Origin of the sequence: Lactobacillus helsingborgensis (genome assembly GCF_003173695.1) — a bacterium.
In the GTDB taxonomy this organism is placed as follows: Bacteria; Bacillota; Bacilli; order Lactobacillales; family Lactobacillaceae; genus Lactobacillus; species Lactobacillus helsingborgensis.
In genome coordinates, this window is record NZ_CP029544.1 from 1,103,464 (window position 1) to 1,127,614 (window position 24,151).

A 24,151-nucleotide genomic window follows, 5' to 3' on the forward strand; every position below is an offset into this window, starting at 1 on the left:
ATACGCTCCGCCTTTATTTCAATTTAGCAAAAATTTTATTTTTGGTGCTTCATCATGTTCATCACTTGGTTAACCTTCTTGGCTGAAGGTTTTTGCCCCATTTGTGACATCATAGCAACAATCATATCTTCACTAATTGGCGGATTATCCTTAAAGTATTTTTTCATATATGCTCTTGCACCATAAAAACCACCGACTAGGCCTAATAAAAGTGCTATAACAATTAAAAAAATAGCTAAACCCAATTTCATAAAAAATCACCTCAATTTGTCCAATAGGTATATCTTACCTAAAAATTAAGTAAAATTAAAGGTCAAAGTTAATCTTTTCTTAAACCTTTCTGACGTTGTGCTTTTTTGGCTTTTTCAGATGTTATTTCCTTGCCATTTTTATCAATAATGACCAAATTCTCAACATCTTGTTTAAAACCAGCTCTGAAATTTTTAATAAATTCCTGATGTAATTTTTTTCTTTCGTTTTCCTCTGCAGCCGTCAAACCACTGCTTTTTTTCTTATGATAGAGTTCATTAATACGATTAATTAATTTTTGTTCATTATCTTCTGTCATTTTCGCACCTCTCAATTATGAAAGTCTACCTTATTTTTGGTAATAAAAAAAGTTTAAGATTTTTCAGAACATTTGTTTGTAGTATCAAAATAAATCTGCTAAAATAAATAGTATCAAGAAAACGTTTAAAATACTGGAGATTACAATGACGACGAAACAAAATACCAAGCAGTTACAAATTTTACGTTATATTTATGAAACCGTGGCAGATCGCGGCTTTCCACCAACTGTTCGTGAAATTTGCCATGCAGTTGACCTATCGTCAACTTCTACCGTTCACGGACATTTATCTCGTTTAGAGCGTAAAGGATATTTAATTAAAGACGCTACGAAGCCCCGAGCTCTTGAAATAACTGAAGAAGGCAAAAAAGCTATTGGCATCAAGCCTAATGAAATTCCTGTTATTGGTGATGTGGCTGCTGGTCAGCCGATTTTGGCAGTCGAAGATATCGAAGATTATTTTCCTCTGCCGCCTGATTTAGCTAATGATGCTGGTGACCTCTTCATGTTGAGAGTTCACGGTGAAAGTATGATTAATGCTGGTATTTTAAATGGTGATAATGTCATTGTCCGCAAGCAAAGTACGGCAATTAACGGTGAGATAGTAGTAGCCATGACTGATGAAAATGAAGCCACCGTCAAACGCTTTTATAAGGAAAAAGGTCATTATCGCCTACAGCCTGAAAATGATACGATGGATCCAATTATCTTGTCCAGTGTACATATCCTGGGTAAAGTTGTTGGTCTTTATCGGAGTTCCATAGTTTAAGTTAAAAATTTGCACTATTTTTCTCTTGATTCAATAGTGCTTTTTTTCTGTAACATTTCTCCTACTTCTTCCAGTACCTTTTTCTGCATTTTTAATTTGTTAATTTTGGCAGATATAGTAGTGATTTTTTCTGCAATCAATTTTAAGTTTTGCTTACGCTGCTTTTCAGTACTACACGATTCATCGTGTAGTTTTTTTATTTCCTTAATTTCTTGCAGTGAAAAACCCAAGTCTTGAAACTCTTTAACTGCTTCAAAAATATCACATTCGTTTTCAGTAAACCAATAGTTTCTTCCCTTACGAACAGGAGTTATTAAGTTTAAGTAGATATAATGTCTAACTGTATCACGTGTAGTATTTTCCTTTTGCATAAATTCTTTCAAATACATAATTATCTCCTTGACGTAGGGTCGACCCCAGATGATTAAATTTTAGCAGGAGGTATTAAAATGTCATATCTAACAATCTCTTTAACTATTATCTATGGTGCTCTTATGATTAGCGCCAGCTTTCTGCTAATCACTAGTCTGCCAATTTGGCTGATCATGGTCAACGTTTTGTTTGCATTAGGCATTATTGCTGGAAGTATTCTAAAGATACCACTTTTAACTACTATATTTTTAGTAGCACTTTTATTTACCGCTCTAGCAAATGGTTTTTCTCTTCATCACCAAATTACTTGGATTCACTGGTTCATAAGACTCATTTTAACCGTAGCCTTAATCTGGCTAAATTTAAGGTTTCGCTAAGCTAGCAAGTATCTTTTAGTCATTTTTATGACTATCTTAAAACGGCTTAAAATACTCTTACAAAAGGAAAAAAGTAACTTTCCACAAGCAATGCTATATTTGTTTTCACAAATTTTTATAAGTAAAAACGTTGATTATTAGGCATGCATTTAGATAACTTGTGAATTATGCGGCTGTTTCACTTTAGTTCCACAGCAGTATTTTTTCACAAACTTGGTTAAATTTCACTAATGATATTAGCAGCTAAACTAATCGCTCCTTCATGAGCATCCCTGCCCCAGCCTCTTTCATCATGCTTTTCTATGTCTTTAAGAGAATCCGCTGTAAATAATATTTGTGCAAAGTCGACCCCTCTAAATTGTGCACAAGCAGCGAGCGCTGCACATTCCATTTCAACACATGAGGCGCCCAATGCTTTAGCCTGTTTTACTTTCTTGGCAGTTTCTCTAAAAAAACCATCAGTAGTCCACGTAGTTACTTCTTTAACCGTAAATCCATTTTCGTTCATTAGTTTCTTTGTTTTGTCTAAAAATGCAGATTCTAACTCGACAAATGTCCCTGGTTTTAAATAATGAAATGACGTACCTTCGTCTCTTATGGCTTTTGTAGGCACCAGAAAATAACTTTCTGGTAAATCAACCAAACAACCTGCTGAGCCAATTGCTAAAATCTGTTTAACACCATAACCTATTAACCAATCTAACAGTTGTACTGCAGCAGCGGCCCCCATTTTAGCCTGACAAAGGGTAAACTTTGCTCCATCTAAATCAACTTCATAAATGGGAGTTTTTCCTTCAAAACATTCAAAAAATCCCACTTGTTTATGAGGACGACCAACTAAAAATTTGTTGATTGAAGCTGTAGTTAAAAAGGCAAACAGCAATTTAGCTTGAAAATGAAAGTGATTAATTTCTTTTTCGTGCTCTGGTTCTAAAACTGCTTTTGGACTAGTATCAAAATTTAATAAAAATGGTTCATTCATAATTCTACCCTCCATAAAAAATATTTTGCTGAAGATTTTACCATAAACAAAAAAGAGAATCATCCCTTTACGGAATGATTCTCTTATACTTAAGCGTGAATTAGCGACGCTTTTCTGCAATTCTAGCAGACTTGCCGTGACGATCACGTAAGTAGTAAAGTTTAGCACGACGTACACGACCATGACGCAATACTTCAACCTTGGCAACACGTGGATCGTTTACTGGAAAAGTACGCTCAACACCAACACCAGATGCGATCTTACGTACAGTGTAGCTGGCACCAATACCAGTTCCCTTACGCTTGATAACTACGCCTTCAAACATCTGAATACGTTCATGTGAGCCTTCAACAACACGAACATGAACACGAACTGTGTCCCCTGCACGAAAGTCAGGAATATCGTCACGTAATTGTTCTTTGGTTAATTCTTGAATTAATGGATCCATTTTTATTTTCTCCTTCTGCGGCATTCATTAGCGTTTTCTACGTCAGCGGAATACCCCTAACTATTAGTGCAAAATAAATTCACACCTCAGTTATACTAGCAAAATTAACAGCTAAAATCAAGTTTGATCTTCTTCCTGCTCTATTTGCGCCAGCATTTTTTCTTCTTCTTTACTCAAAGTATAATTTTTAAGCAAATCTGGGCGATACAAATAAGTTGCCCGCAAGGCTTCCTTGTGCCGCCATTGAGCTATTTTTTGGTGATTGCCAGACGTTAAAACCGCAGGAACTTTCATACCCTCAAAATCATCAGGTCTAGTATATTGGGGATATTCCAGCAAGCCGTGAGCAAAGCTTTCTTCCACTGGTGAGGCATCATTGCCTAAAATTCCCGGTATCAATCTAACTGTGGCATCAATCATACTCATTGTCGGCAATTCCCCACCCGTTAGGACATAATCACCGATTGAAACAATTTCATCAGCTAGATCATAAACGCGCTGGTCGAAGCCTTCATAGTGACCACAAATAAATGTGAGATTTTCTGCTTGAGACCACTCTTGAGCCATTTTTTGATTAAAAGTTTTACCCTGAGGCGCGGTAATGATTACTTTGCCTTTATTCTTAATTGAGTCGAGTGCCTTTTTGATCGGCATAATTTGCAAGACCATGCCAGCGCCACCACCATAAGGACTGTCATCAACATGGTGGTGAACATCAGTGGTAAAATCACGAAAATTGACTAAGTTGAGCTGCCATTTACCATCCTCAAGACCACGCCCGAGCATTGAAGTCGTCAGCGGAGTAAACATATCCGGAAAAAGCGTCAATACGTTAATCTTCATTGCGTAATCCTTCCAAGAGTTCTACAAAAACTTTTTTATGTTCAACATCTATTTTTTTAACAACTTGATCTATATAGGGAATTAAATATTCATTACCGTTTTCTTCGGTAATTTCCCAGACATCGTTCGCACCAGGAGTTTCAATACCAGTTATTTGACCCAAATTAGCCCCCGATTGATTATCTATCACATCACAGCCCAATATATCGCGATAATAATAAGATCCTGCAGGCAGTTCATGTTGATTTTGCTCGCTGACAACCAAAGTTTCCCCAATTAGCTTTTCAGCACTGTTAATATCAGTAATTTCATTAAATTGAATCAGCCAAAATTGCTTAAAGGGTCTGCTTTTTCTGACTGTTAAAACCGTTTCGGGATCATTTTTGATAGCTAACTTTTTATTCAAGTCAAACCGTTCTTCAGGAAAATCGGTTATTAACGCAACTTTTACTTCCCCTTTAAGTCCGTGAGTAGACAATATCCGTGCAACATCATAAAATTGCATAATTTCTCCTAGTCAAAGAAAAAAGTTTGAAGTAGTCAACTTCAAACTTTTAACAAACGATTCACTATTTATTGAATTTGGAATCATGCAGTTTCTTCATTAAGCCTGCACCTGAAAGAAGTGAACGTACAGTATCTGAAGGTTGTGCACCTTTCTTCAACCATTCAAAAATCTTGTCTTCGTCTAATTTCAATTCCTTAGGAACAGAAACTGGGTTATAGTAACCAACTTCTTCAATAAAACGACCATCACGTGGCATTCTTGAATCAGCGACAACGATTCTATAAAATGGCTTTCTCTTAGCACCCATGCGGCGCATACGAATTTTTACTGACATAAATTTATTCCTCCTAAAAGTTACGTTAAATAATATAGCACTTATTTTTTTAGGTGTAAAGTGTTTTTACTTAACAGGTGCTTTTTTTATGAATGATATCTCTTGACCTTCATCCGTTTTTTCTTATTCTTCTTAAATTTCTTCCCCATGTGACGCATAGCCATTCGTCCCATAGGAGAATTCATTCCCGGTAAATTGTCCATTCCTTTAAAATTACCCTTGGTAATTTTGCTCATCATATCGCGGGCCTGTTTAAATTGCTTAATCATTCTGTTGACTTCAACTACCGGTCGTCCAGAACCTGCTGCAATTCTTCTTCTACGGCTAGGGTTAAGTAATTCAGGGTTCTCACGTTCTTCTTTTGTCATAGAAGAAATAATGGCTTTAACATAAACAATCTGTTTTTTATCAAAATTGACATTTTTAAGTTGCGGATTGTTAGCCATTCCAGGAATCATCTTCATTAATTGATCAAGAGGGCCCATTTTTTCAACTTGTTCCAGTTGATCGACAAAGTCGTTGAAATCGAAAGTATTTTCCTTCATCTTTTCAGCAACTTCTTCAGCCTTTTTGGCATCATAATCTTGTTGAGCTTTTTCAATCAAAGTCAGCATGTCACCCATGCCCAAGATTCTTGATGCCATGCGGTCAGGGTAGAACTGTTCTAAATCTGTTAGTTTTTCACCCTGCCCAGTATAAATGATTGGTTTGCCTGTCACTGCCCTAATTGATAGAGCAGCACCACCACGGGTATCACCATCAAGTTTAGTTAAAATGACACCAGTGATATCTAAGCGGCTATCAAATCCTCTGGCAACATCAGTTGCAGCTTGACCCGTCATGGCATCTACTACCAATAAAATGTTATCTGGCTGCGCCACCTTTTTAACTTGCTCAAGTTCTGCCATTAGCGGTTCATCGATTTCCAGACGACCGGCCGTATCGATAATGACATAATCATTTTTGTTTGTTTCAGCTTGACGCAAACCGTTTTGGACAATTTGAGCCACATCTTTTTGGTCCTTTTCGCTATAAACCGGAACTTTTAATTGGTCGCCAATTTGCTGCAACTGGTCAATAGCAGCAGGACGGTAAATATCGCCTGCGATTAATAAAGGGCGGGCTTTTTCTTTTTGCATTAATAGGTTAGCGAGCTTGCCAACAGTAGTTGTTTTACCAGTACCTTGAAGTCCCACCATCATAATTACGGTTGGAATGTGCTTAGACTTATTTAAAGTTACGGCACTATCACCCATCATCTTAGTCAATTCATCATTGACAATTTTAATAACCTGTTGACCGGGATTAAGACTTTCTTGGACTTCTTTTCCTAGTGCTTCCTGCTTAATTTTCTTAATAAAGTCTTTTACAACTTTAAAATTGACGTCGGCTTCAAGCAAGGCAAGTCTTATTTCACGACTGGCACTATCGATATCATCCTCTGATATTTTTCCTTTACCGGTTAAATTTTTTAAGGCCTTTTGAATCCTCTCACTTAAATTTTCAAATGCCATATATTTATTCTCCCCTTAGTTGTTTTAATAGATTAGTAGACAGCTCCAGAGCCTCATTTGGATTGTCTTCTTTTATTGCGGATATAACATGGTCTAAATTAAGCTCTATTTTATTGTAATCACGCTTCATATGTAAATTATCTTCGTAATTTTTTAAAAGTTTACGGCAGCGACGTAAATTATCGTAGACTGCCTGCCGAGAAACATGATGGTTGGCAGCTATTTCCCCTAAAGATAAATCATTATAATAATAATCCTCAAAATAATTTTGTTGGCTTCTGGTTAAAAGACGACCATAGTATGCGTAAAGGTCACCTAAAATTTCATTTTTTTCGAGTTCGTTCATTACTCTCACCTTGAACCAGTATAGCAAAAATGTTGGTAATTGACGATCTTGAAAACCGGTTTTTTAGTATGCAAAAGACACAAGTTCTTGCTTTTCACTATAAAAATTTGTATCATGGTTTTTAATGAATTTTTTGGATATTTATATAGCGATTATAAATTGAGTTATTCTTAAAATTTATCAAAAAGTCGGTACGAGAATTATTAATTTAGGTACCACTTTTTTTATTGAAATTGTTAATTTGCAAAAAATGTTAGTTTTGATCTTTTAATTTATATTAAAAAAGTTCACACCTTAGTCACTTACTGTGTGAACTTTTTGCTGGTTCGCTGATAAATTAATTTGTAAATTAAACACTAAACTTTAAGGAGCATAAACAGTGAATTTATGGGAAAAAATGAACCGTAAAGAAGATCCTGGCATTTATCAGGAAAAAGACGGTCATTTAGTTAGAACACTTAAAGTGCGTGATTTTTTGGCGCTTGGTGTAGGGACTATAGTTTCAACTTCAATTTTTACTTTACCAGGTGAAGTTGCAGCTTTACATACTGGACCCGCGGTGGCTATTTCATGTGTCATAGCATCAATTGTAGCTGGTTTAGTTGCATTTGCTTATGCAGAAATGGCTGCGGCGATGCCTTTTGCTGGTTCCGTATATTCTTGGATTAACGTGATTTTTGGAGAATTTTGGGGTTGGTTTTCCGGCTGGGCCCTATTAGCTGAATATTTAATTGGAATGGCCTTTATTAGTTCAGGCTTGTCAGCTAATCTGCGTGCATTAATTGCACCCCTTGGTTGGAAATTACCAGCTGCCTTAGCTAATCCATTAGGTGTCAATGGTGGTTTAGTTGATTTAGTGGCATTAATAGCAATTTTATTGGCCGCATTTTTAGTCAGTTTTGGTGTTTCAAAAGCCTCTCGCGTAGAAAATGTGTTAGTAGTAGTCAAAGTTTTAGCAATATTGCTTTTTGTTATTGTGGGCTTGACAGTTGTTAAAAAAGCTAATTTTATTCCATTTATTCCTCATTACCGCGCAACTGCAAAGGGACCTTTTGGTGGCTGGCAAGGTATTTACGCTGGGGTTTCCATGATTTATATTTCATTTTTAGGATTTGATACCATAGCGTCTAACTCAGCAGAAGCTGTTAATCCTCAAAAAACACTGCCAAAAGGAATTATTGGCTCATTGTTCATTGCTGTGGCTTTATTTGTGGCAGTAAGTTTAGTTCTGGTGGGCATGGTGCCTTATCAACAATACCTAAACTCGGCTGAGCCAGTTGGTTATGCTTTGAGAAAAACCGGTTTTACTCACATTGCTACTATTGTGCAATCAATCGCAATTTTAGGTATGTTTACGGCCTTAATTGGGCTTTGTATGGCAAGCTCACGTTTAGTTTACTCACTTGGACGTGATGGCATGTTACCTAAACAACTGGGTAAGTTAAATCGTGAACATCGCCCAGCCAATTCGTTATGGACCATCGCCATTGTTTCAATTATTATCTCGTCTTTTATACCATTTACCTTCCTAACACAATTAGTTTCTGCCGGAACTTTAATTGCCTTTATGTTCGTGTCAATTGGAATTTACCGTTTAAGACCGCGAGAAGGAAAAGACATCGTTGATCCAGCATTCAAAATGCCTTGGTACCCTGTTTTACCGCTTTTAGCATTTTTAGGTTCATTAGCTGTGTTTTGGGGCCTAGATCTTCAAGCTAAGAAATACATGTTAATTTGGTCAATTATTGGCATTATTATTTATTTGGTTTATGGCATGCGCCATTCAACTATGAACAATAACATTAAGAAATAAGAAAAGCCTGGGGCCTCCCAGGCTTTTTATTTAAGTAAAAATTGTCCTATTCAAAAAACTTTTTGGGTATCTGTCGATCATAAGATAATAAATCTTTGTACCAATAAAAAGAATCCTTTTTATATCGCTGATACGTTCCCTTGCCGTAATCATCGAGATCAACGTAAACTAGGCCATAACGTTTAGACATTTGAGTAGTTGAAGCTGAAACCATATCAGTTGTACCCCACATTAAATAACCCATTAATTCAATACCATCATTATTAACTGATTCAAGCATTTGTGCAATATGTTTTTTCAAATAATCAATGCGATACTCATCGTGAACCTTTTGGTCTTTAGTCAAAGTATCTTTAGCACCTAGTCCATTTTCAACTATAAACAAGGGCTTTTGGTATCTATCATATAAATTAATCAATGTTAATCTTAAACCGATTGGGTCTATTTGCCAGCCCCATTCACTGACAGGGAGATATTTATTAAACACTCCTGCGGTTCTGTTAGCCTTCGTGACCTTGAGTCCCTCAGTATTATAAGCAGTGCAAACGGAAGAATAGTATGAAAAGGCAACAAAATCTGCTGTGCCCTTGGCAATGGTCTGTAATTCCTGTTTCGTCATTTTTACATTAAGTTGCAATTTCTTTATTTTTTGCAATAAAACAGGAGGATATTGACCTCGTATCTGCACGTCGCTAAAATTCAAACTTTCCCGCATCACCGCTGTAGCCTGCAGCATATTTTGCGGATCACTGTTATAAGGATAAACCATCGTACTAGTGATCATACTGCCAACCATCAGGTCAGGATAATTTTCATGAATGTAATTGGTAATCGCTGCAGAAGCAGTAATTTGATTATGCAGAGCTTGATAAATTACCTCTTGAAAATTTTTCTGAGGAAACCTATCTCCAACTAAGCCTCCAGAAGAATATGGGTGGCGCAAAATACTATCTATTTCGTTGATGGGTATCCAGTATTTTACCAACCCATGATAGCGGTCAATGACTAATTTAGCGAATTTAACGAAATAATCAGCAACTTTTTTATCATACCAAGCATTATATTTTAATACTAATTGCAGTGGCATTTCATAATGGGACAAAGTGATTATAGGTTGAATTTTTAAAGCCTGCATCTTAGCAAATAAATGATCGTAAAATTTTAAGCCATCTAAATTGGGTTCTTTTTCGTCACCTTGAGGAAAAATTCTACTCCAGGCAATTGAAGTTCTCATAGCACTGATTCCTGTTTGTTTTAAAAGGGTGAGGTCGCTGTCATAACGATGATAAAAATCTACCCCATGTCTTTTACCGTAAGCAGCCGTGTTTTTATCTGCCATTGCTATTTGAATATCACTAGTCGTTATTTGGTTTACTTTTTGATAATCATTTGGGTCTTTAGCTGAATCGTACTTTTCAATATCCGCAATTGAAAAACCTTTTCCACCCTCATTCCAGGCTCCTTCAACTTGATTTGCTGAAGTTGCCAAGCCCCAAATAAAATTTGGGGGAACATTATAATAATCCATATTTTCTCCTAAACTAGTAACATGACGTTGTCGTTATCCGATACATTTTTCTTTGCTGCTTCTTTATCAATTATTGGTAATACTTGCAAAAAGTCTTTAGTATTGGTTACAACCATTAAAACCGTGGGATCATAGCCCGCTTTTTTTATTTCAGCAATATTAAATCTAATCAGCTCTTGTCCTTCTTTAACCTCGTCTCCCTTTTTGACAAACTGCTCAAAGCCGCGACCTTTTAATTCAACCGTGTCTATGCCAATGTGAATTAGAACATCCGCGTTATTTTTTAAATGCAATCCAATCGCATGTTGACTTTCAAAAACGGCGCTAACTATTCCATCAGCAGGTGCAACAATTCGACCTTCTTCTGGTATTATGGCAATGCCTTTTCCCATTACGTTGCTTGAAAATGTCGGATCACTAACTTGTGTAATGTCTTCTAGTTTTCCTTTAACAGGTGCTTTTAAGTTAAAACTTGGATGACGTTGAGAATTAACCTTATCTTGTTTACTTTCTGCCTGCTCTGTCTGAACCGGGTCATCAAACCCAATTAGCCAGGTAGCTATGAAAGTGACAATACTGGCAACTATCATAATAATGATTGCCTGAATGACAAAGTTTTCAGTCTTAGAAACCCACATTGGTAAACTTAAAATAGCGGGAGTAACATAAATAAATGCTTTTAACTTCAAGAAACTGGCTACTAAGCCGGCAATTGCTCCTCCAATCATTGCGCCATACATGGGCTTTTTTAGCTTAAGGTTAACACCAAATAATGCCGGTTCTGTTATACCACCTAAAAAAGCCGTCGCACTTGACGAAAGGGCAAGAGATTTTAACTTTTTATCTTTGCTTTTTAAGCCAACTGCAAGAGAAGCTGCCGCTTGTGAGATATTAGAACAAAGCGCAACGACACGAATAATCGGATCAAAACCCTGTTCTGCCACTAATTGAATACTAATAGGCGATAAAGCTTTATGAATACCAACTGAAACCAACCATGGATATGCGGCAGCTAAAATAGGAATTGCTATGAAGCCGGCATTATGGAATAACCACATTGAAATAAACGCAATACCTTGAGAAATCCAGTTTGAAAGTGGACCAATAAATAAAAATACTAAGGGAGCAGTAATTAACATCGTCAGCATTGGTTCCATGAAAACTTTAACCATCCCTGGTGTGATTTTCCTAACAAGCTTATAAATGTACGACATTATCCACACAGACAGAATTGCTGTGATTAAAGTCGAAGAATATTGAATTAGTGGCACTTGCAACCCTAAAAATTTAAATGGCTTATTTGCTGTTACGATGCCCACCCAATTAGGATTGACGGTAACTAAACCGATAAAGGCACCTAGCATGCTATCCGTTTTAAATATTTTTGCGGCAGAAAAGCCTACATAAGCTGGAATGAAATAATATCCCGTATCAAAAATCAAATTTAAAAGTTGGTATGTTTGACTTTTATCAGACATTACATGGGTAATTGTCAAAATCAAGAGTAAGACCTTACCCATACCAGCACCCGCTAATAAAGGTATAGCAGGGGCAATTGAACCAGTAATCGCACTGATAATAGCATCAAAGATACTTGCTTTTTTCTTCTCACCACTTGGATTTTCGGCATTAGATTGAGAGCCTTCCAGCTTAATATCACTTGCAAGTTGGTCGTATACTTCTCCCACATTATTTCCTATTACAAATTGGAATTGTCCTCCTTTTTGTATTACTTGCAGGACACCGTCAATCTTTTCGGCTTGTTTGGGATCTGCTTTTTGATCATTTTTTAAAACAAACCGCAGTCTAGTTGAACAGTGGACCACAGATTGAATATTATCTGCACCTCCAATTGCAGCTAAAATTTCTTTAATCATCTCTTCGTATTTCATTCTTTTTCTCCGTTTCTGAAGTTATTTTGTTTATGTGAATGGCTAAATACATTACTTCTTCGTTGCTAAGATCATAATTGTATGTCTTAGTGATATATTCTTTGATCTTCAAAGCACATTTATAAGCGGCAACATCACTGTTTTTTATGACTTCAAGAATTTCACTACTCAAGTCACCAAATGATTTTTTATCCTTTTGATAGACCATATATTTCCAAAAAAATTTTAAATGTATTACGAACCGGTTATAACTTAAAGATTGATAATCAATATTTATCTTAAAGTAATAACGAACAATTTTAGTAATTTCCTTAATAAAATCAACTGATTTCTTGAAATCACTAATATCGTTGCCTAACTCTCCACTAATAATATGAACGGCGATAAAACCGGCCTCATCTTCTGGAAAATTTAACTTAAACTGCTTATTTAATAACTTTAAAGCCCAAATTCCATATCTATACTCTTTCGGATAATAATTCTGAATTTCCCACAGAAAACTATTGCTTAAATAAAGTCCCTTCTTTCCCCTTTCTACGCTGGTTGCCAAGTGATCAGTCAATGTAATATAAACACTGTCTGCGAGCTCTATCCCTTCTTCCTTTTTTAACCTATCAACAATTTTTTGTGCAATTTGAAAAAAGATGGGATCTGTTTCGTGAATCGTTTGCAATAAAACTTTTCTTTGTTTATCACTTACCGGAGAAAAAATTTTATAAACTTTGTCTTTAGGAATGGTATCCCCCACCTTTTTGCCAAAAGCAATTCCTTTTCCCAAGACAACAATTTCTGCCCCATTTTTATTAGTGGTCACTACTCCGCCGTTATTCAGTATTTTTTTAATAATCATTTTCATTCCCTTTTGACAAAAAAAGACTCACTCATCCTCAGATTAAGGATAAGTGAGTCTTGCGCCACATTGTAGCTAACAAATCCACTCTTATTCACTTGCCACATTAATAATATCGCTTTCATGAATTATGTTCAAGTTTTTTTAGAGATTTTCATCCATATTAAAGGTTAATTTAGACATATTGATTGAGTCAATCATCATTTGTGCCCACAATTTTTCTGACCTTTTGCGAGTATAAGCCACTGTTTCTTGATTAGCCTTAGTCAAATATGAAGTCAATTCAGCACCAGTTTTGCCTTGAGCTTGAGCAATCACATCTTCTACACGCCTGCGATAATATTGGTTAAGTTCAGTTAAATAGTCAGTATCTAATTGTACGAATTGTGGGTAGTGACTTTCTACTAAAACAGCCAAAGATTTATAATACCACCAAGCATCATCAAGATTATATTCCAAAGAAGTATTGTTGTATGAAGGATCAGTGTCATTCATATTGGCAAAAAATGGCACGAAAGGTGTAAATGTAGGTCCGCCGATACATAACCACATGATTGCAGCCTTATCACTTTCAACATCGTTTCTTATTTGTAAAATATGTGAATTCTGCGTTCTATTCAATCCAATGGGACGGAAACGATGTTTTTCTTCTTCTGTTCCTTTGCCAAAGGGATCATAAGGTGTGTTTTGGTAATGGCTACCGAGCACAAATTCAATGTCTTCTCTGGTAATTTTCTTAGCTGCTCGACGAATAAATGGCAAATCTCCGTCAGTAGGATCTTGCTCAATTTCAGGATTAAAATATTTTTGACCGTACCACACGCGGTTAGTATTATAAAATCGATCTTGCTGACTATAGGTACCAAAAATATGACGGAAATTCCAACCCTGATGATCAACGTTTAAATGATGTTGCGCCACAAACTCTTGAATGCCTTCACTCCACATAAAGTTGTCTGAATCATCAAAGTCCACTTGTTCAATTGATACACGGTTAGCAGCTACGGCATAAGCATCATCTGGAATACGCTGTGCCACCCAATGATGACCGGTAACGATTTCCATGTACCAAATTTCATCCTTATCACCAAAAAGGACTGAATTACCTGCTGGTGAGCCATATTTGGCTATTAGTTCACCTAAATATTCAACACCATTTCTGGCGGAGTGAATATAAGGTAAAACAACAGACTGCATACAATCCTCATCAAGACCGTCTTTTACTAGTGGATCAAAAGCAAGCGCACGTTCATTACCGTATGTTGATTCAGTACATGACATTGCCACGTTTTCTTTATTAATACCACTTTCATCGTAATAACCACGGTTTTTGTAATCAACATTTGGTACAGCCGGAACAGCTTGAGCATTTTCAGGTAAGTCTAATTCAAACTTATTCAACCAAGACTTAATTTTACGACCAGATTCATTTTTAGCAGCAGGTCTGATAATAAACTTTTGCGGTGTAATGGGACGAAAAGTATCATCATTACGAGCAATCATGGTTGAACCATCAATCGAAGCTTTTTTGCCAACTAAAATAGTAGTACATGCACTGTATTCTTTCATTAATATCTCCCCTTGAAATTGTTTTATATTAAATTAAATCATGAAATAGACCCACTGCATAGTTTGCAGCATCAAAGTCGGCTAGATCGCTAGGTTTTTCGCCTAAACCAACTAATTTAACCGGTAGTTTCATTTCGTTTCTGATCGCTAAAACCACTCCCCCTTTAGACGAGCCGTCCAACTTGGTTAAGACCAATCCAGTTAGTTTCGTGGTTTTATCAAAATCTTTAGCTTGTAAAAGCGCATTTTGACCAGTTGAGCCATCCAAAACTAATAAGGTTTCTGTCGGTTCAGCAGGTGCCTGCTTCTTAATAGTGCGCTCGATTTTCTCAAGCTCACTCATTAAATTCTTTTTATTTTGCAGGCGTCCTGCAGTATCCACCAACAAATAATCATAATTTTCTTTTAGGGCTTTATCGGTTGCATCGTAAACTACTGAAGCGGGATCAGCCTGCTGCTGTCCCGTAACAACCGGCACACCAACTTTTTCGCCCCATTGTTCTAGTTGCTCAACAGCTCCAGCTCTAAAAGTATCAGCTGCTGCTAAGAGAACGGTTTTACCTTGGTCTTTGAAACGTTTCGCCAATTTGCCAATCGTGGTGGTTTTGCCTGCTCCATTGACACCTACAAAAAGATAGATGTTAGGTTTACCATCATTATGTACTTTAAGCTTTTCATTTTCAGAATTACCATTTTCGTCATAAAGATTAACTAATTTTTCTACTATGACTTTCTTCAAATCATCACGAGATTTTGCTTTTTGTAATTTTGCCTCATCTCGCAACTCATCAGTTAATTCTTCAGCTGTTTCATAACCGACATCGGATTCTATCAGTAACTCTTCCAGATCATCAAAAAAATCTTCATCAACTGTACGAAATTGAGCAAAAAACCGATTTAGTCTTGCGCCAAAGCCTTGGTTTGTTTTTTCTAAACCCTTTTCGTATAATTCAGTTTCATTCGTGGCTCTTTTTGCATCTGACTCACTCTCACCCAGCGATTCACTAGATGAAGACTCACTCTCACTGTCTTCGCTTTTTGTGATAGCAGTTGCATCCTTTTCTTCTTGTGCTGAATCATCACTTAATTTTGAATCATTTTTTGTCTCTTTGTCTAGTTGAGTTTGATCTCTATCCTGCCCTTCTTTTGAGCCCTCTTTTTCAGTCTGCTTTTTTTCTTCTGCAGTATTCTTTTCTTCATCTTCGCCAAATAAAGACTTTTTAATTTTATCAAATAATCCCAATTTTATTTCACCTCATTTTTTAATTCTTTTAAAGAAACAGACAATACTTGTGATACACCCGATTCTTGCATCACTACGCCGTATAACTGATCTGCCCTTTCCATTGTTCCCCGTCTATGTGTTATCACAATGAATTGCGTGTGCATATCATATCTTTCCAAAAATTGGGCAAAACGAGTAACGTTGGCATCATCTAGTGCTGCTTCGACTTCATCAAGTACGCAAAAAGGTACTGGTTTAACTTTAAGCATAGCAAACAATAACGTGATGGCAGTTAAAGCTCTTTCTCCACCCGAAAGCAAGCTCAATTTTTGCAACTTCTTTCCTGGCGGTTGGGCAATAATTTCAATTCCAGTTGCAAGTAAATCTTCAGGTGCGGTTAACACCAGTTTGGCATTGCCACCACCAAATACTACCGGAAATAAATCTGAAAAGCTCTCTGCCACAGCATTAAATGTTTTGCTAAAACGATTGCAAACTTCTTGATCCAACTCCGACATTGATTTTTCCAAATTATCCCGACCTTTTAACAAGTCGTTTTGTTGTCCATTGAGAAAATCATAGCGTTTTTTAACATTCTCATATTCTTCAATAGATTTCAAATTAACCGGACCAATATCTTCTAAGGACATACGATGTAATTTGACATCCCGCTCGAGTTGCGCCCTATTCTCCTTGTTATTAGTAGTTTTTGCCTGCTCAAGGGCAGCTTCATAAGTTAGGGAATAGTCTTCACTTAGTCTAGTAAGTCGCTGGTCAATTTTACTGTTAAATTGTGCAATTGCTACAGAAAATCTTTCTTGTTCAGCAGCAGCATCTTTACGCAGGTCATAGTTACGGCTTGCTACCTGATCAAGCTGATTGATCTTGGCATCAAATTGACCTAATTTTGAGCTTAATGTATTCAGTTGCTTTTGTAAATCTTGCCTTTGTGTTTCACTCTTAGTTTTTTCAGTTTCATACTTGGTCTTGTTTTCATGATCAAGATTACTGTTTTGCTCAAGACTGTGTAATTTTTCTGTTAAGACGGTAACTTGCTTTTGCTGCCGCTCCAGTTCTCGTTTTTTTTCGGATTCTTGATTAACGATGTTTTCCAGTTTATTGGCATAAACGGCGATTTGGGGGTCAAGCTGACCTAATTTATCTTGCACTTGCTCATTTAATGTAGAGAAGTTCTTGATTTTATTTTGCAAATCAGCAATCAAACCTTTTTGAGTGATTATTTCCTTTTCAAAAGTTGCTTTTTTGGCAGTAGCTGATTCTAATGCCTCTTTGGTAGAAGCAATTTCTTTATTTCTTTCTTGTTCCTGATGCTCAAATAATTTGTTTGCTTCTTTCAGTCTGTTAACTTCTTTTTCTTGATTTTGATAAGAAAGAACGGCTTCTCCTAGGTCTCGACTTAGTTGCTGTTTTTCTTCCTGTTTCTGTGCTATTTCTTTTAACAGGTTATTTTCTTGAGCGTCTATTTTGGTAAATAGTTCTTCTTCACCAGCAATCTTGCTGCGTATTTCTTTAATAGCTGCCTGCAACTTGTTAATTTCAGCAACTGTCTGCAGCGGCGAATTGCTTTTTTGATTGCGAGTACCGCCAGTCATGGATCCACCTGGTGAAATGACATCACCATCAAGTGTGACTATGCGGTAGCGGGCAACGCGCTGCCTAATTGTCATAGCACTTTCAATTGTATCAACGACTATAGTACTACCTAGCAAATAATTAATGGCAGAGTTGATATCTACTCCTGGAATACTGGCAACTAATTCACTCGCTATACCTTGATAACCTTCATAAGCTGATATAATTTTGACAGTTGAAGGGGGTATTGTATATTCTCTAAGGCCATCTAATGGTAAAAAAGTTGCTCGTCCTGCCCCCCGTTTTTTGAGCTTATTAATTGCATCGCGGGCGTCAGTTTTTGTTTTGGTAACTAGGTCTTGCACTCCGCTACCTAATGCAGTTGCCATAGCTGCTTCAAACTTAGCTGGAAAAGAAATTAATTCACCTACGGCACCAATTACCCCGGGATAATCTGCCAAATTATTGAGAACGTTCTTAACACCATAATAGTAGCCTTCATGACGTTTGCGAATATTTTCTAAAGCATCATTACGCGCTTTTAACTGGTTATATTGCTGCTTGTGACTTTCTAAAGCTTGTTTAACAGCAAACAGGCTTTTTTGCTTTTCTGTTTGTTTTTTAGTGAGACCTTCTAATTCTGTTTTTTCAGACTGATATTTTTCCTTCAGTCTCTTGCCTTCATCTCTTAAACGTTTTAGTTCATCAGTCTCATTTGCAAGTTGTTGGGCAACATCTGTAGTTTGATACTGGCTACCATCCGATATTTTCTTCAACTCAGACTTAAGATAAACTATTTCATTGTTATTTGAAGTTTGATCTTGCAACAGTTGAATGTAATCAGTTCTCTTTTTTTCAAGACGGGCATTTAATTCGTCTGGATTATCTTTTAGCTGTTGCGCAAGTTCAGCTCGCTTTTCTTGCAACCTTTTTTGTCTTTCAAGCAAATCGTCTTCTTGTTCTCTTAAAGATGAGCAATCTGTTTTTAAAGTGGTAATTTGTTTTTTTAATTCTTCTAGTTCAGACTGATACTCTTTTTTGGTTGCTTCACTGTATTGCTTGCTCTGCTCAACAACTTGCAGATTAGTATTGATATCAGAAAGTTTCTTTGTCAAAGCCAGCAAATCTTGTTGAATTTGCTCTCGTTGAGTATTTAATTTTTTATACTCTTCCCTTTTAGAGGTAACAGCATTTTGAGACTCTTTTACTTCACGGTCAAGTTTTGACAAAAGAACTTGGTTTTGATCAGCCTTTTCCTGTTCTGCTTGTTTTTGCTTATCTAGGTCCTGTATCTCAAAAGCTAACAAAGCTTTTAGTTTCTCATCTAAACCTTTTTTCTGAAATTGGTATTCCTTAGCTAAAGAACTTTGTTCATGAAGTGGTTCAATTCGTTGCGCCAATTCCTTAACTAAATCGTTTATCCTAATTAAATTTTCAGTCGTTTGCTTAAGTTGAACTGCTGCTTCTTCTTTTTGTTTTTTAAAATGCAAAACTCCTGCTGCTTCTTCAAATAATGACCGGCGCTCTTCCGGTCTGGAATTGAGGATTTGGTCCACTCGACCTTGAGATATAATAGCAAGACTGTCTTGAGAAATACCAGAATCTAAAAACAACGCGCGAACATCTTTTTGTCTGACGTTTCTCTTGTTGATTAAGTATTCGTTATCTCCTGAGCGCAAAATTCGGCGGGTCACGACTACTTTATCATCTTTAAAGTTCAGCTCACGCTTTTTATTGTCAAAAATTAGGGAAACTTCTGCATGATTAGCGGGTTTGCGAAATTCACTGCCGGCAAATATCACGTCTTTCATATTTGAGCCCCGTAATGATTTAGCGCTGGATTCACCCATAACCCAGCGAATTGCCTCAGTGATATTACTTTTGCCACTACCGTTAGGACCAACTATACCAGTAATACCGGTATCAAATTGTATCTTTGTTTTTTCTGCAAAAGATTTGAACCCGTCAATTATCAACTCTGTAAGTGGCACACACTCATCTCCTTAATTGAGTTTAGACAAGGCAAACTTGGCAGCTTCCTGTTCGGCAGCCTTCTTATTATGCCCTTGTCCTTGAGACATTATCTTACCATTAACTACCAATTGAACCGTAAAGTTTGACGGCATTTGTTCTTCTTTTAAAACCTCATACTCAATTTTAACAGGACCATCTTGTTGTAAGAACTCCTGCAAATCGGTCTTGTAATCGCGTGAAGCATCAAATTTGCCCGCATCAATTAACGGATAGACAGTCAAATTCAAAAAATGTTCGACAGCTTCCATGCCTTGATCAAGAAAAAGCGCACCGTTAAATGCTTCAAAAACATCTTCTAAAAGCGTCTTACGTGAGCGCGCACCTGCTTTTTCCTCACCATGACCCAGATTAATTTCCGCTGGAAAACCAAATTTTTGGGCAAATTCTGCAAAGCCTTCTGTATCTACAATATTAGAACGCATTCTGGTTAACTCACCCTCATTTAAACTAGTGAAGTTGCGGTAAAGGTAATCAGAAATTGCTAGCTCAAGAACAGCGTCTCCCAAAAACTCTAGTTTTTCGTAATCACGAATTCCTTCTTCTGGATGTTCGTTAGCATAAGACGAATGGGTAAAAGCTTCCTCTAATAACTTCGGATTATTAAATTTAATTTTATATTTATCATATAGACGATTAATAAATTTAGTACTAACCATTTTGTCATCCCCTTAATACAATGATTATACCAGTTTTTACTAGTAAAAAAGAAAACTATTGTCTCTAATAACAATAGTTTTCTCAACATTAGTTTTTAAGCTTTAGATTATTTCGCATAGGCAACTTTATACCATAATGGGTGGCCATTGTTCATTTCACTAGGACGTAAAGAATAGCCAGTTAAATCCTTATTAATGGCATCGATTTGGTAAGAATTGTATGTTGGAATAACATAAGCTTCATCAATCATGTACTTTTGCCATTCATGGAATTTTACAACTCTGTAATCATGATTAAATGATTTTTGTGAATCCATTTCTTTAATCAATTTGGTATTTTCAGAAGTAACAAAACGAGAATAATTTGACATAGTTCCGGCACTGTACATTTGCGCTTGCGAAGGTTCACTTGAAAGTGACCAACCTGCCATAAAAACATCTATACCTGGTGCATCATGCTGAACTTTATCATAAAATGAATTAAATTCTGTCAAACGACCGCCAACAAGTTTTACGTTTAACCCAATTTTTTCCCATTGTTGGATATAATTTTGCATAATAGGTTGCTGAATCGAATCCCCCGATTTTGCTAAAAGATTGATTTGAAGAGGCTTGCCATTTGGTTTTGTTCTCCATTTACCCTTCTTCTTATAGCCTGCCTTATCTAATATTTGATTGGCCTTTTTAAGGTTATATGAATAGCCAGCTACATCTTTATAAAAATAATCACCAAATTCAGCTGGAACTAAAGTCGGTACTTGAAAACTCAAGCCATCAGTATAATGCTTATATACAGCGTCTGTATTCATAGAGTAGGCCATTGCTTGCCGCAGCGCCTTATCGCCCATTTTGGCATTAGGATTCATAACATTTTTTGATTTCTTAGCATCCCATTTTCCCACCTTAAATGCCATATAATTATAGGCTAAAGGAATCTCTGCCACAAAATTGACCCCACTTGTGTCCTTGACTTCTTTCCACTGACTATTTACAACTCTTGCAATATCAAATTTATGATTCTTGATTGATTGAGATGCTGAATTAGGTGAAACCACTTGATAAATAATTTTATCTAATTTGGGTTGACCGCGCCAATAATATTTATTTGGTGTCCACGTCACGGATTGGCCCTGAACAATCTTTTGCACCTTATAAGGACCAAAAAATAAAGGTTTTTTCCTAATTTGATTAGATGATTCAAGTTTAGCAAAAGGGATATTTTTTAAATAGTGGTATGGGGCAGCAGCTTCCCAAATATAACCGTTACCGCTATAATACATTCCCGGCTTCAATTCTTTACAATGCAAAACTACTTTGCGACCCTCAGGTCCATCCGGCATTTCTATACCAGAAATAGCATCAGCTTTCCCCTCATGATATTCTTTCATACCATTAATAATATTAAATTGAGATGAATATCTTTGTGATTTTGTAGCTTTATTAGCAATAATTTCATAAGCAAACTCAATATCTTTGGCAGATACCTGTTTACCATCGGACCATTTCACCCCATTTTTGATAATAATAGTCACAGTTTTTGCTTTACGATCTAATCTCAACGTCGCAGGACCTTCATCATTAATCTTATAATGATCATCGGTATCAAATAATGATTCTTGACCAGGACTTGAAACATCTGCATCAGTCTGACTCATTTGTAATTCTTCATTAAATATACCGGTAAAAGGCGTATCTGTTTCTTCAGCAACCCTAATAGTGCCACCTTTTTTTGCAGTTTTAACAGGCGTTTGTACTGCAAATTTTTTAGTCGAATTCTTATTTTCGGTTTTACTGCCTTCATTTTTTCCACAGGCAGCTAAAGTCAAAACTGCTGCTGTTATAACACCCATAGAAGCCAAAGCTTTTCTTGTTTTCATAATACGAATCTCCTTAATTGACAAAGTTAAAGGTATTTTGGAAGCAAGTTAACAGATATAAATATTAGCATTTAGTATGAAATTTGCAATACTATGTTAAGCTAAAGCATAAACAAATTAAAATTTTTAGTTTTAACTTTGCGCAATATGATGTTTTAATTAATTGCTCAATAATTAATTTTTTAGAGAATAAAAAAACAGATAAAATGCTTTAATGCGAATTTTATCTGTTTTTATTGTATATAAACTATATTTTTAATTAAATAATACTATTTTACATAACCCAACTTAAAGTAAACGGTGTTGCCGTCAGAAGGCTTTAATGAATAATTTGTCAGCTTCTTGTTAACAGCAGTCACTGAGTACGAGTTCGTAGTTGGAATGACAAATGCTTGATCAAACATATACTTCTGCCACTCGTGGAACTTTTGCACACGATATTTATGGTCAAAAGCTTTTTGTGAATCCATTTCCTCAAGTAGTTTCGTATTTTCAGGTGTCGCAAATCTCTCATAATTAAATGGTGAGCCTTCGCTATAAAGTCCTTGAGGTGATGGCTCGGAAGAAAGGCTCCAGCCAGCTTCAAACATATCAACTGCTGGATCATCGTTATGAACTTTATCGTAGAATGAGTTACCCTCAGTTAATCTTCCTCCGACTAAACTAACATTTAAACCAATTTTATGCCATTGTTGTAGATAGTTTTGAATAATTGGCTCTTGGGTGGCACCACCACTCATAGCCAAAAACTTGATTTTAAGAGGTTTGCCGTTTGGTTGAACACGCCATTTACCCTTCTTCTTATAGCCGGCTTTATCTAGGATTTGGTTGGCCTTTTTTAAATTATAAGTGTAACCTTTAATGTCCTTATTAAAGTAATCACCAAATTGTGCCGGAATAAGAGTTGGCACATGGAATGATATACCGTGAGTATAGTGCTTAGTTACTTCATCAACATTCATAGCATAAGCAATGGCTTGACGTAAAGCCTTATTATTCATCTTTGATTTATGGTTCATCACTACTTTATTGGTCTTCGAGTCAAATTTACCCAATTTGAAACCAACATACCAATATCCTAACCCAATTCTGGCTACAAAGTTAACGCCTTTGGTATTTTTAACCTGTGTCCATTGGGAACTTACAACACTCGAAATATCAAATTTGTGACTTTTAATCGCTTGCGAACTTGAATTAGAAGACACTACCTGAAATACTATCTTATCTAGTTTTGGTTTACCACGCCAATAATATTTATTTGGTGTCCAGGTTGCCGCTTGACCACGAACAAGTTTAGTTAACTTATAAGGTCCAAAGTACAAAGGCTTCTTTCTAACTTTATCAGACTCCATTAACTTGTTAAAAGGCACATCTTTCAGGTAATGATACGGCTCTGCACTTTCCCAGAAGTAGTCATTACCGCTATTTGTCATACCAGGTTTTAATTGAGTAAAGTGCAAGATTACTTTTCTACCATTTTCACCATCAGGCATTTCAATTCCTGAAATGGTCTTTGCTTTACCTTCATGGTAGTCTTTCATTCCCTTAATATTCTCAAGCTGGCTTGAATATCTTTGCGACTTAGTTCCCTTATTAGCTAAAATCTCGTATGGGTATTCAACATCTTTAGCTGTCACTTGCTTCCCATCAGACCACTTGACGCCTTTTTTAACGACAATAGTCACAGTTTTGTTTTTACGGTCAAGCTTAATCGTGGCAGGACCTTTATCATTGAAACGAAATTGATCGTCTGTATCAAACAGAGATTCATTTCCCGGTCCTGAAACTTCGTAGTCTGTTGAAACCGTATATAATTCATTTGAAAAAATCCCAGTAAAGGGTGAATTACTTAGTAAAGCAATTTTTACCGTTCCACCTTGTTTAGCTTCTTTCTTTGGCACTTCTTCAGGGAACTTGCTTGCTGTCTTAGCTCCTTCATTACTGTTATTGTTATTGTTACTCTTACCACAGGCTACTAGAGTTAAAGCTGCAGCAGATAATAACCCTATAGAACCTAGAAACTTTCCTTTTTTCATAAATTCTCTTCACTTTC

The 24,151-nt window shown here is 36.3% G+C and carries 22 protein-coding genes; 3 read left to right on the forward strand and 19 right to left on the reverse strand.

Annotation, left to right across the window (positions count from 1 at the left end; genetic code table 11):
* Nucleotides 1–35: 35 nt before the first annotated feature.
* Together DLD54_RS05210 and DLD54_RS05215 are read right to left on the reverse strand one after the other, a co-directional pair.
* Complete coding sequence (locus DLD54_RS05210; RefSeq protein WP_038523011.1) at nucleotides 36–251, reverse strand: YneF family protein; 216 nt, start codon at nucleotides 249–251, stop codon at nucleotides 36–38.
* Nucleotides 252–319: 68 nt separating this feature from the next.
* Nucleotides 320–568: a DUF896 domain-containing protein gene (locus DLD54_RS05215; RefSeq protein ID WP_038523014.1), complete on the reverse strand. Its 249-nt coding sequence runs from the start codon at nucleotides 566–568 to the stop codon at nucleotides 320–322.
* Between the two features lie 145 nt (nucleotides 569–713).
* On the opposite strand from DLD54_RS05215, the gene lexA reads away from it, so the two are divergent.
* Nucleotides 714–1,337 (forward strand): transcriptional repressor LexA, encoded by a 624-nt coding sequence (lexA, locus tag DLD54_RS05220; RefSeq protein ID WP_038523018.1) that lies wholly within the window; start codon nucleotides 714–716, stop codon nucleotides 1,335–1,337.
* Nucleotides 1,338–1,351: 14 nt separating this feature from the next.
* On the opposite strand, the gene DLD54_RS05225 is transcribed toward lexA, so the two are convergent.
* Nucleotides 1,352–1,726, reverse strand: a complete 375-nt coding sequence (locus tag DLD54_RS05225) for a MerR family transcriptional regulator (RefSeq protein WP_109918489.1) — start codon at nucleotides 1,724–1,726, stop codon at nucleotides 1,352–1,354.
* Between the two features lie 60 nt (nucleotides 1,727–1,786).
* Here DLD54_RS05225 and DLD54_RS05230 point away from each other — a divergent pair, with 60 nt between their 5' ends.
* Nucleotides 1,787–2,086, forward strand: a complete 300-nt coding sequence (locus DLD54_RS05230) for a hypothetical protein (RefSeq protein WP_046327241.1) — start codon at nucleotides 1,787–1,789, stop codon at nucleotides 2,084–2,086.
* A gap of 217 nt (nucleotides 2,087–2,303) precedes the next feature.
* On the opposite strand, the gene DLD54_RS05235 is transcribed toward DLD54_RS05230, so the two are convergent.
* The 7 genes from DLD54_RS05235 to ylxM all read right to left on the reverse strand — a co-directional run bounded on the left by DLD54_RS05235 (nucleotide 2,304) and on the right by ylxM (nucleotide 7,061).
* Nucleotides 2,304–3,068 carry a nucleoside phosphorylase gene (locus DLD54_RS05235; protein WP_109918490.1) on the reverse strand — a complete coding sequence of 255 codons (765 nt, stop codon included), beginning with the start codon at nucleotides 3,066–3,068 and terminating at the stop codon, nucleotides 2,304–2,306.
* Between the two features lie 100 nt (nucleotides 3,069–3,168).
* A complete protein-coding gene (rplS, locus tag DLD54_RS05240) occupies nucleotides 3,169–3,516 on the reverse strand; it encodes a 50S ribosomal protein L19 (protein ID WP_038523030.1) in 348 nt (115 codons plus the stop codon).
* A gap of 117 nt (nucleotides 3,517–3,633) precedes the next feature.
* Complete coding sequence (gene trmD, locus DLD54_RS05245) at nucleotides 3,634–4,359, reverse strand: tRNA (guanosine(37)-N1)-methyltransferase TrmD (protein WP_109918491.1); 726 nt, start codon at nucleotides 4,357–4,359, stop codon at nucleotides 3,634–3,636.
* Nucleotides 4,349–4,864, reverse strand: a complete 516-nt coding sequence (gene rimM / locus DLD54_RS05250; RefSeq protein WP_109918492.1) for a ribosome maturation factor RimM — start codon at nucleotides 4,862–4,864, stop codon at nucleotides 4,349–4,351. The genes trmD and rimM overlap by 11 nt, the downstream gene beginning before the upstream one ends.
* Nucleotides 4,865–4,928: 64 nt before the next feature.
* Nucleotides 4,929–5,201: a 30S ribosomal protein S16 gene (rpsP, locus tag DLD54_RS05255; RefSeq protein ID WP_038523039.1), complete on the reverse strand. Its 273-nt coding sequence runs from the start codon at nucleotides 5,199–5,201 to the stop codon at nucleotides 4,929–4,931.
* Nucleotides 5,202–5,287: 86 nt separating this feature from the next.
* Nucleotides 5,288–6,715 (reverse strand): signal recognition particle protein, encoded by a 1,428-nt coding sequence (gene ffh / locus DLD54_RS05260; RefSeq protein ID WP_109918493.1) that lies wholly within the window; start codon nucleotides 6,713–6,715, stop codon nucleotides 5,288–5,290.
* A 4-nt stretch (nucleotides 6,716–6,719) separates the two neighbouring features.
* A complete protein-coding gene (gene ylxM, locus DLD54_RS05265) occupies nucleotides 6,720–7,061 on the reverse strand; it encodes a YlxM family DNA-binding protein (protein WP_109918494.1) in 342 nt (113 codons plus the stop codon).
* A 379-nt stretch (nucleotides 7,062–7,440) separates the two neighbouring features.
* Between ylxM and DLD54_RS05270 the strand changes: the two genes are divergently transcribed.
* On the forward strand, nucleotides 7,441–8,874 hold the full coding sequence (locus DLD54_RS05270) for an APC family permease (RefSeq protein ID WP_162542260.1): 1,434 nt from the start codon (nucleotides 7,441–7,443) through the stop codon (nucleotides 8,872–8,874).
* 46 nt (nucleotides 8,875–8,920) lie between these two features.
* On the opposite strand, the gene DLD54_RS05275 is transcribed toward DLD54_RS05270, so the two are convergent.
* The 9 genes from DLD54_RS05275 to DLD54_RS05315 form a co-directional block, all read right to left on the reverse strand.
* Nucleotides 8,921–10,402: a glycoside hydrolase family 1 protein gene (locus DLD54_RS05275; RefSeq protein WP_109918495.1), complete on the reverse strand. Its 1,482-nt coding sequence runs from the start codon at nucleotides 10,400–10,402 to the stop codon at nucleotides 8,921–8,923.
* 8 nt (nucleotides 10,403–10,410) lie between these two features.
* Nucleotides 10,411–12,294, reverse strand: coding sequence for a beta-glucoside-specific PTS transporter subunit IIABC (locus DLD54_RS05280; RefSeq protein WP_109918496.1), 1,884 nt, complete (start codon nucleotides 12,292–12,294; stop codon nucleotides 10,411–10,413).
* A complete protein-coding gene (locus tag DLD54_RS05285; RefSeq protein ID WP_109918497.1) occupies nucleotides 12,272–13,144 on the reverse strand; it encodes a PRD domain-containing protein in 873 nt (290 codons plus the stop codon). Before DLD54_RS05285 ends, DLD54_RS05280 begins: the two co-directional genes overlap by 23 nt.
* 144 nt (nucleotides 13,145–13,288) lie before the next feature.
* Nucleotides 13,289–14,713, reverse strand: coding sequence for a C69 family dipeptidase (locus DLD54_RS05290; protein ID WP_109918498.1), 1,425 nt, complete (start codon nucleotides 14,711–14,713; stop codon nucleotides 13,289–13,291).
* Between the two features lie 28 nt (nucleotides 14,714–14,741).
* Nucleotides 14,742–15,956 (reverse strand): signal recognition particle-docking protein FtsY, encoded by a 1,215-nt coding sequence (gene ftsY, locus DLD54_RS05295; protein WP_109918499.1) that lies wholly within the window; start codon nucleotides 15,954–15,956, stop codon nucleotides 14,742–14,744.
* A gap of 2 nt (nucleotides 15,957–15,958) precedes the next feature.
* Nucleotides 15,959–19,522 carry a chromosome segregation protein SMC gene (gene smc, locus DLD54_RS05300; protein WP_109918500.1) on the reverse strand — a complete coding sequence of 1,188 codons (3,564 nt, stop codon included), beginning with the start codon at nucleotides 19,520–19,522 and terminating at the stop codon, nucleotides 15,959–15,961.
* 12 nt (nucleotides 19,523–19,534) lie between these two features.
* On the reverse strand, nucleotides 19,535–20,221 hold the full coding sequence (gene rnc, locus DLD54_RS05305) for a ribonuclease III (protein WP_109918501.1): 687 nt from the start codon (nucleotides 20,219–20,221) through the stop codon (nucleotides 19,535–19,537).
* Nucleotides 20,222–20,328: 107 nt separating this feature from the next.
* The gene (locus tag DLD54_RS05310; protein WP_109918502.1) at nucleotides 20,329–22,098 is read right to left on the reverse strand and encodes an oligopeptide ABC transporter substrate-binding protein; all 1,770 of its coding nucleotides are present in this window, start codon (nucleotides 22,096–22,098) and stop codon (nucleotides 20,329–20,331) included.
* Nucleotides 22,099–22,367: 269 nt separating this feature from the next.
* A complete protein-coding gene (locus tag DLD54_RS05315) occupies nucleotides 22,368–24,134 on the reverse strand; it encodes an oligopeptide ABC transporter substrate-binding protein (RefSeq protein WP_109918503.1) in 1,767 nt (588 codons plus the stop codon).
* Between the last annotated feature and the right edge of the window lie 17 nt (nucleotides 24,135–24,151).

Coding starts and splice junctions, on each gene's coding strand:
- DLD54_RS05230 (WP_046327241.1), top strand. CDS start 1,787: ATGTCATATCTAACAATCTCTTTAACTATTATCTATGGTGCTCTTATG.
- rnc (WP_109918501.1), bottom strand. CDS start 20,221: ATGGTTAGTACTAAATTTATTAATCGTCTATATGATAAATATAAAATT.
- DLD54_RS05210 (WP_038523011.1), bottom strand. CDS start 251: ATGAAATTGGGTTTAGCTATTTTTTTAATTGTTATAGCACTTTTATTA.
- trmD (WP_109918491.1), bottom strand. CDS start 4,359: ATGAAGATTAACGTATTGACGCTTTTTCCGGATATGTTTACTCCGCTG.
- DLD54_RS05290 (WP_109918498.1), bottom strand. CDS start 14,713: ATGAAAGAATACAGTGCATGTACTACTATTTTAGTTGGCAAAAAAGCT.
- DLD54_RS05275 (WP_109918495.1), bottom strand. CDS start 10,402: ATGGATTATTATAATGTTCCCCCAAATTTTATTTGGGGCTTGGCAACT.
- ffh (WP_109918493.1), bottom strand. CDS start 6,715: ATGGCATTTGAAAATTTAAGTGAGAGGATTCAAAAGGCCTTAAAAAAT.
- rplS (WP_038523030.1), bottom strand. CDS start 3,516: ATGGATCCATTAATTCAAGAATTAACCAAAGAACAATTACGTGACGAT.
- rpsP (WP_038523039.1), bottom strand. CDS start 5,201: ATGTCAGTAAAAATTCGTATGCGCCGCATGGGTGCTAAGAGAAAGCCA.
- DLD54_RS05235 (WP_109918490.1), bottom strand. CDS start 3,068: ATGAATGAACCATTTTTATTAAATTTTGATACTAGTCCAAAAGCAGTT.
- DLD54_RS05225 (WP_109918489.1), bottom strand. CDS start 1,726: ATGTATTTGAAAGAATTTATGCAAAAGGAAAATACTACACGTGATACA.
- DLD54_RS05310 (WP_109918502.1), bottom strand. CDS start 22,098: ATGAAAACAAGAAAAGCTTTGGCTTCTATGGGTGTTATAACAGCAGCA.
- ylxM (WP_109918494.1), bottom strand. CDS start 7,061: ATGAACGAACTCGAAAAAAATGAAATTTTAGGTGACCTTTACGCATAC.
- DLD54_RS05280 (WP_109918496.1), bottom strand. CDS start 12,294: ATGAAATACGAAGAGATGATTAAAGAAATTTTAGCTGCAATTGGAGGT.
- DLD54_RS05215 (WP_038523014.1), bottom strand. CDS start 568: ATGACAGAAGATAATGAACAAAAATTAATTAATCGTATTAATGAACTC.
- lexA (WP_038523018.1), top strand. CDS start 714: ATGACGACGAAACAAAATACCAAGCAGTTACAAATTTTACGTTATATT.
- rimM (WP_109918492.1), bottom strand. CDS start 4,864: ATGCAATTTTATGATGTTGCACGGATATTGTCTACTCACGGACTTAAA.
- DLD54_RS05315 (WP_109918503.1), bottom strand. CDS start 24,134: ATGAAAAAAGGAAAGTTTCTAGGTTCTATAGGGTTATTATCTGCTGCA.
- DLD54_RS05285 (WP_109918497.1), bottom strand. CDS start 13,144: ATGATTATTAAAAAAATACTGAATAACGGCGGAGTAGTGACCACTAAT.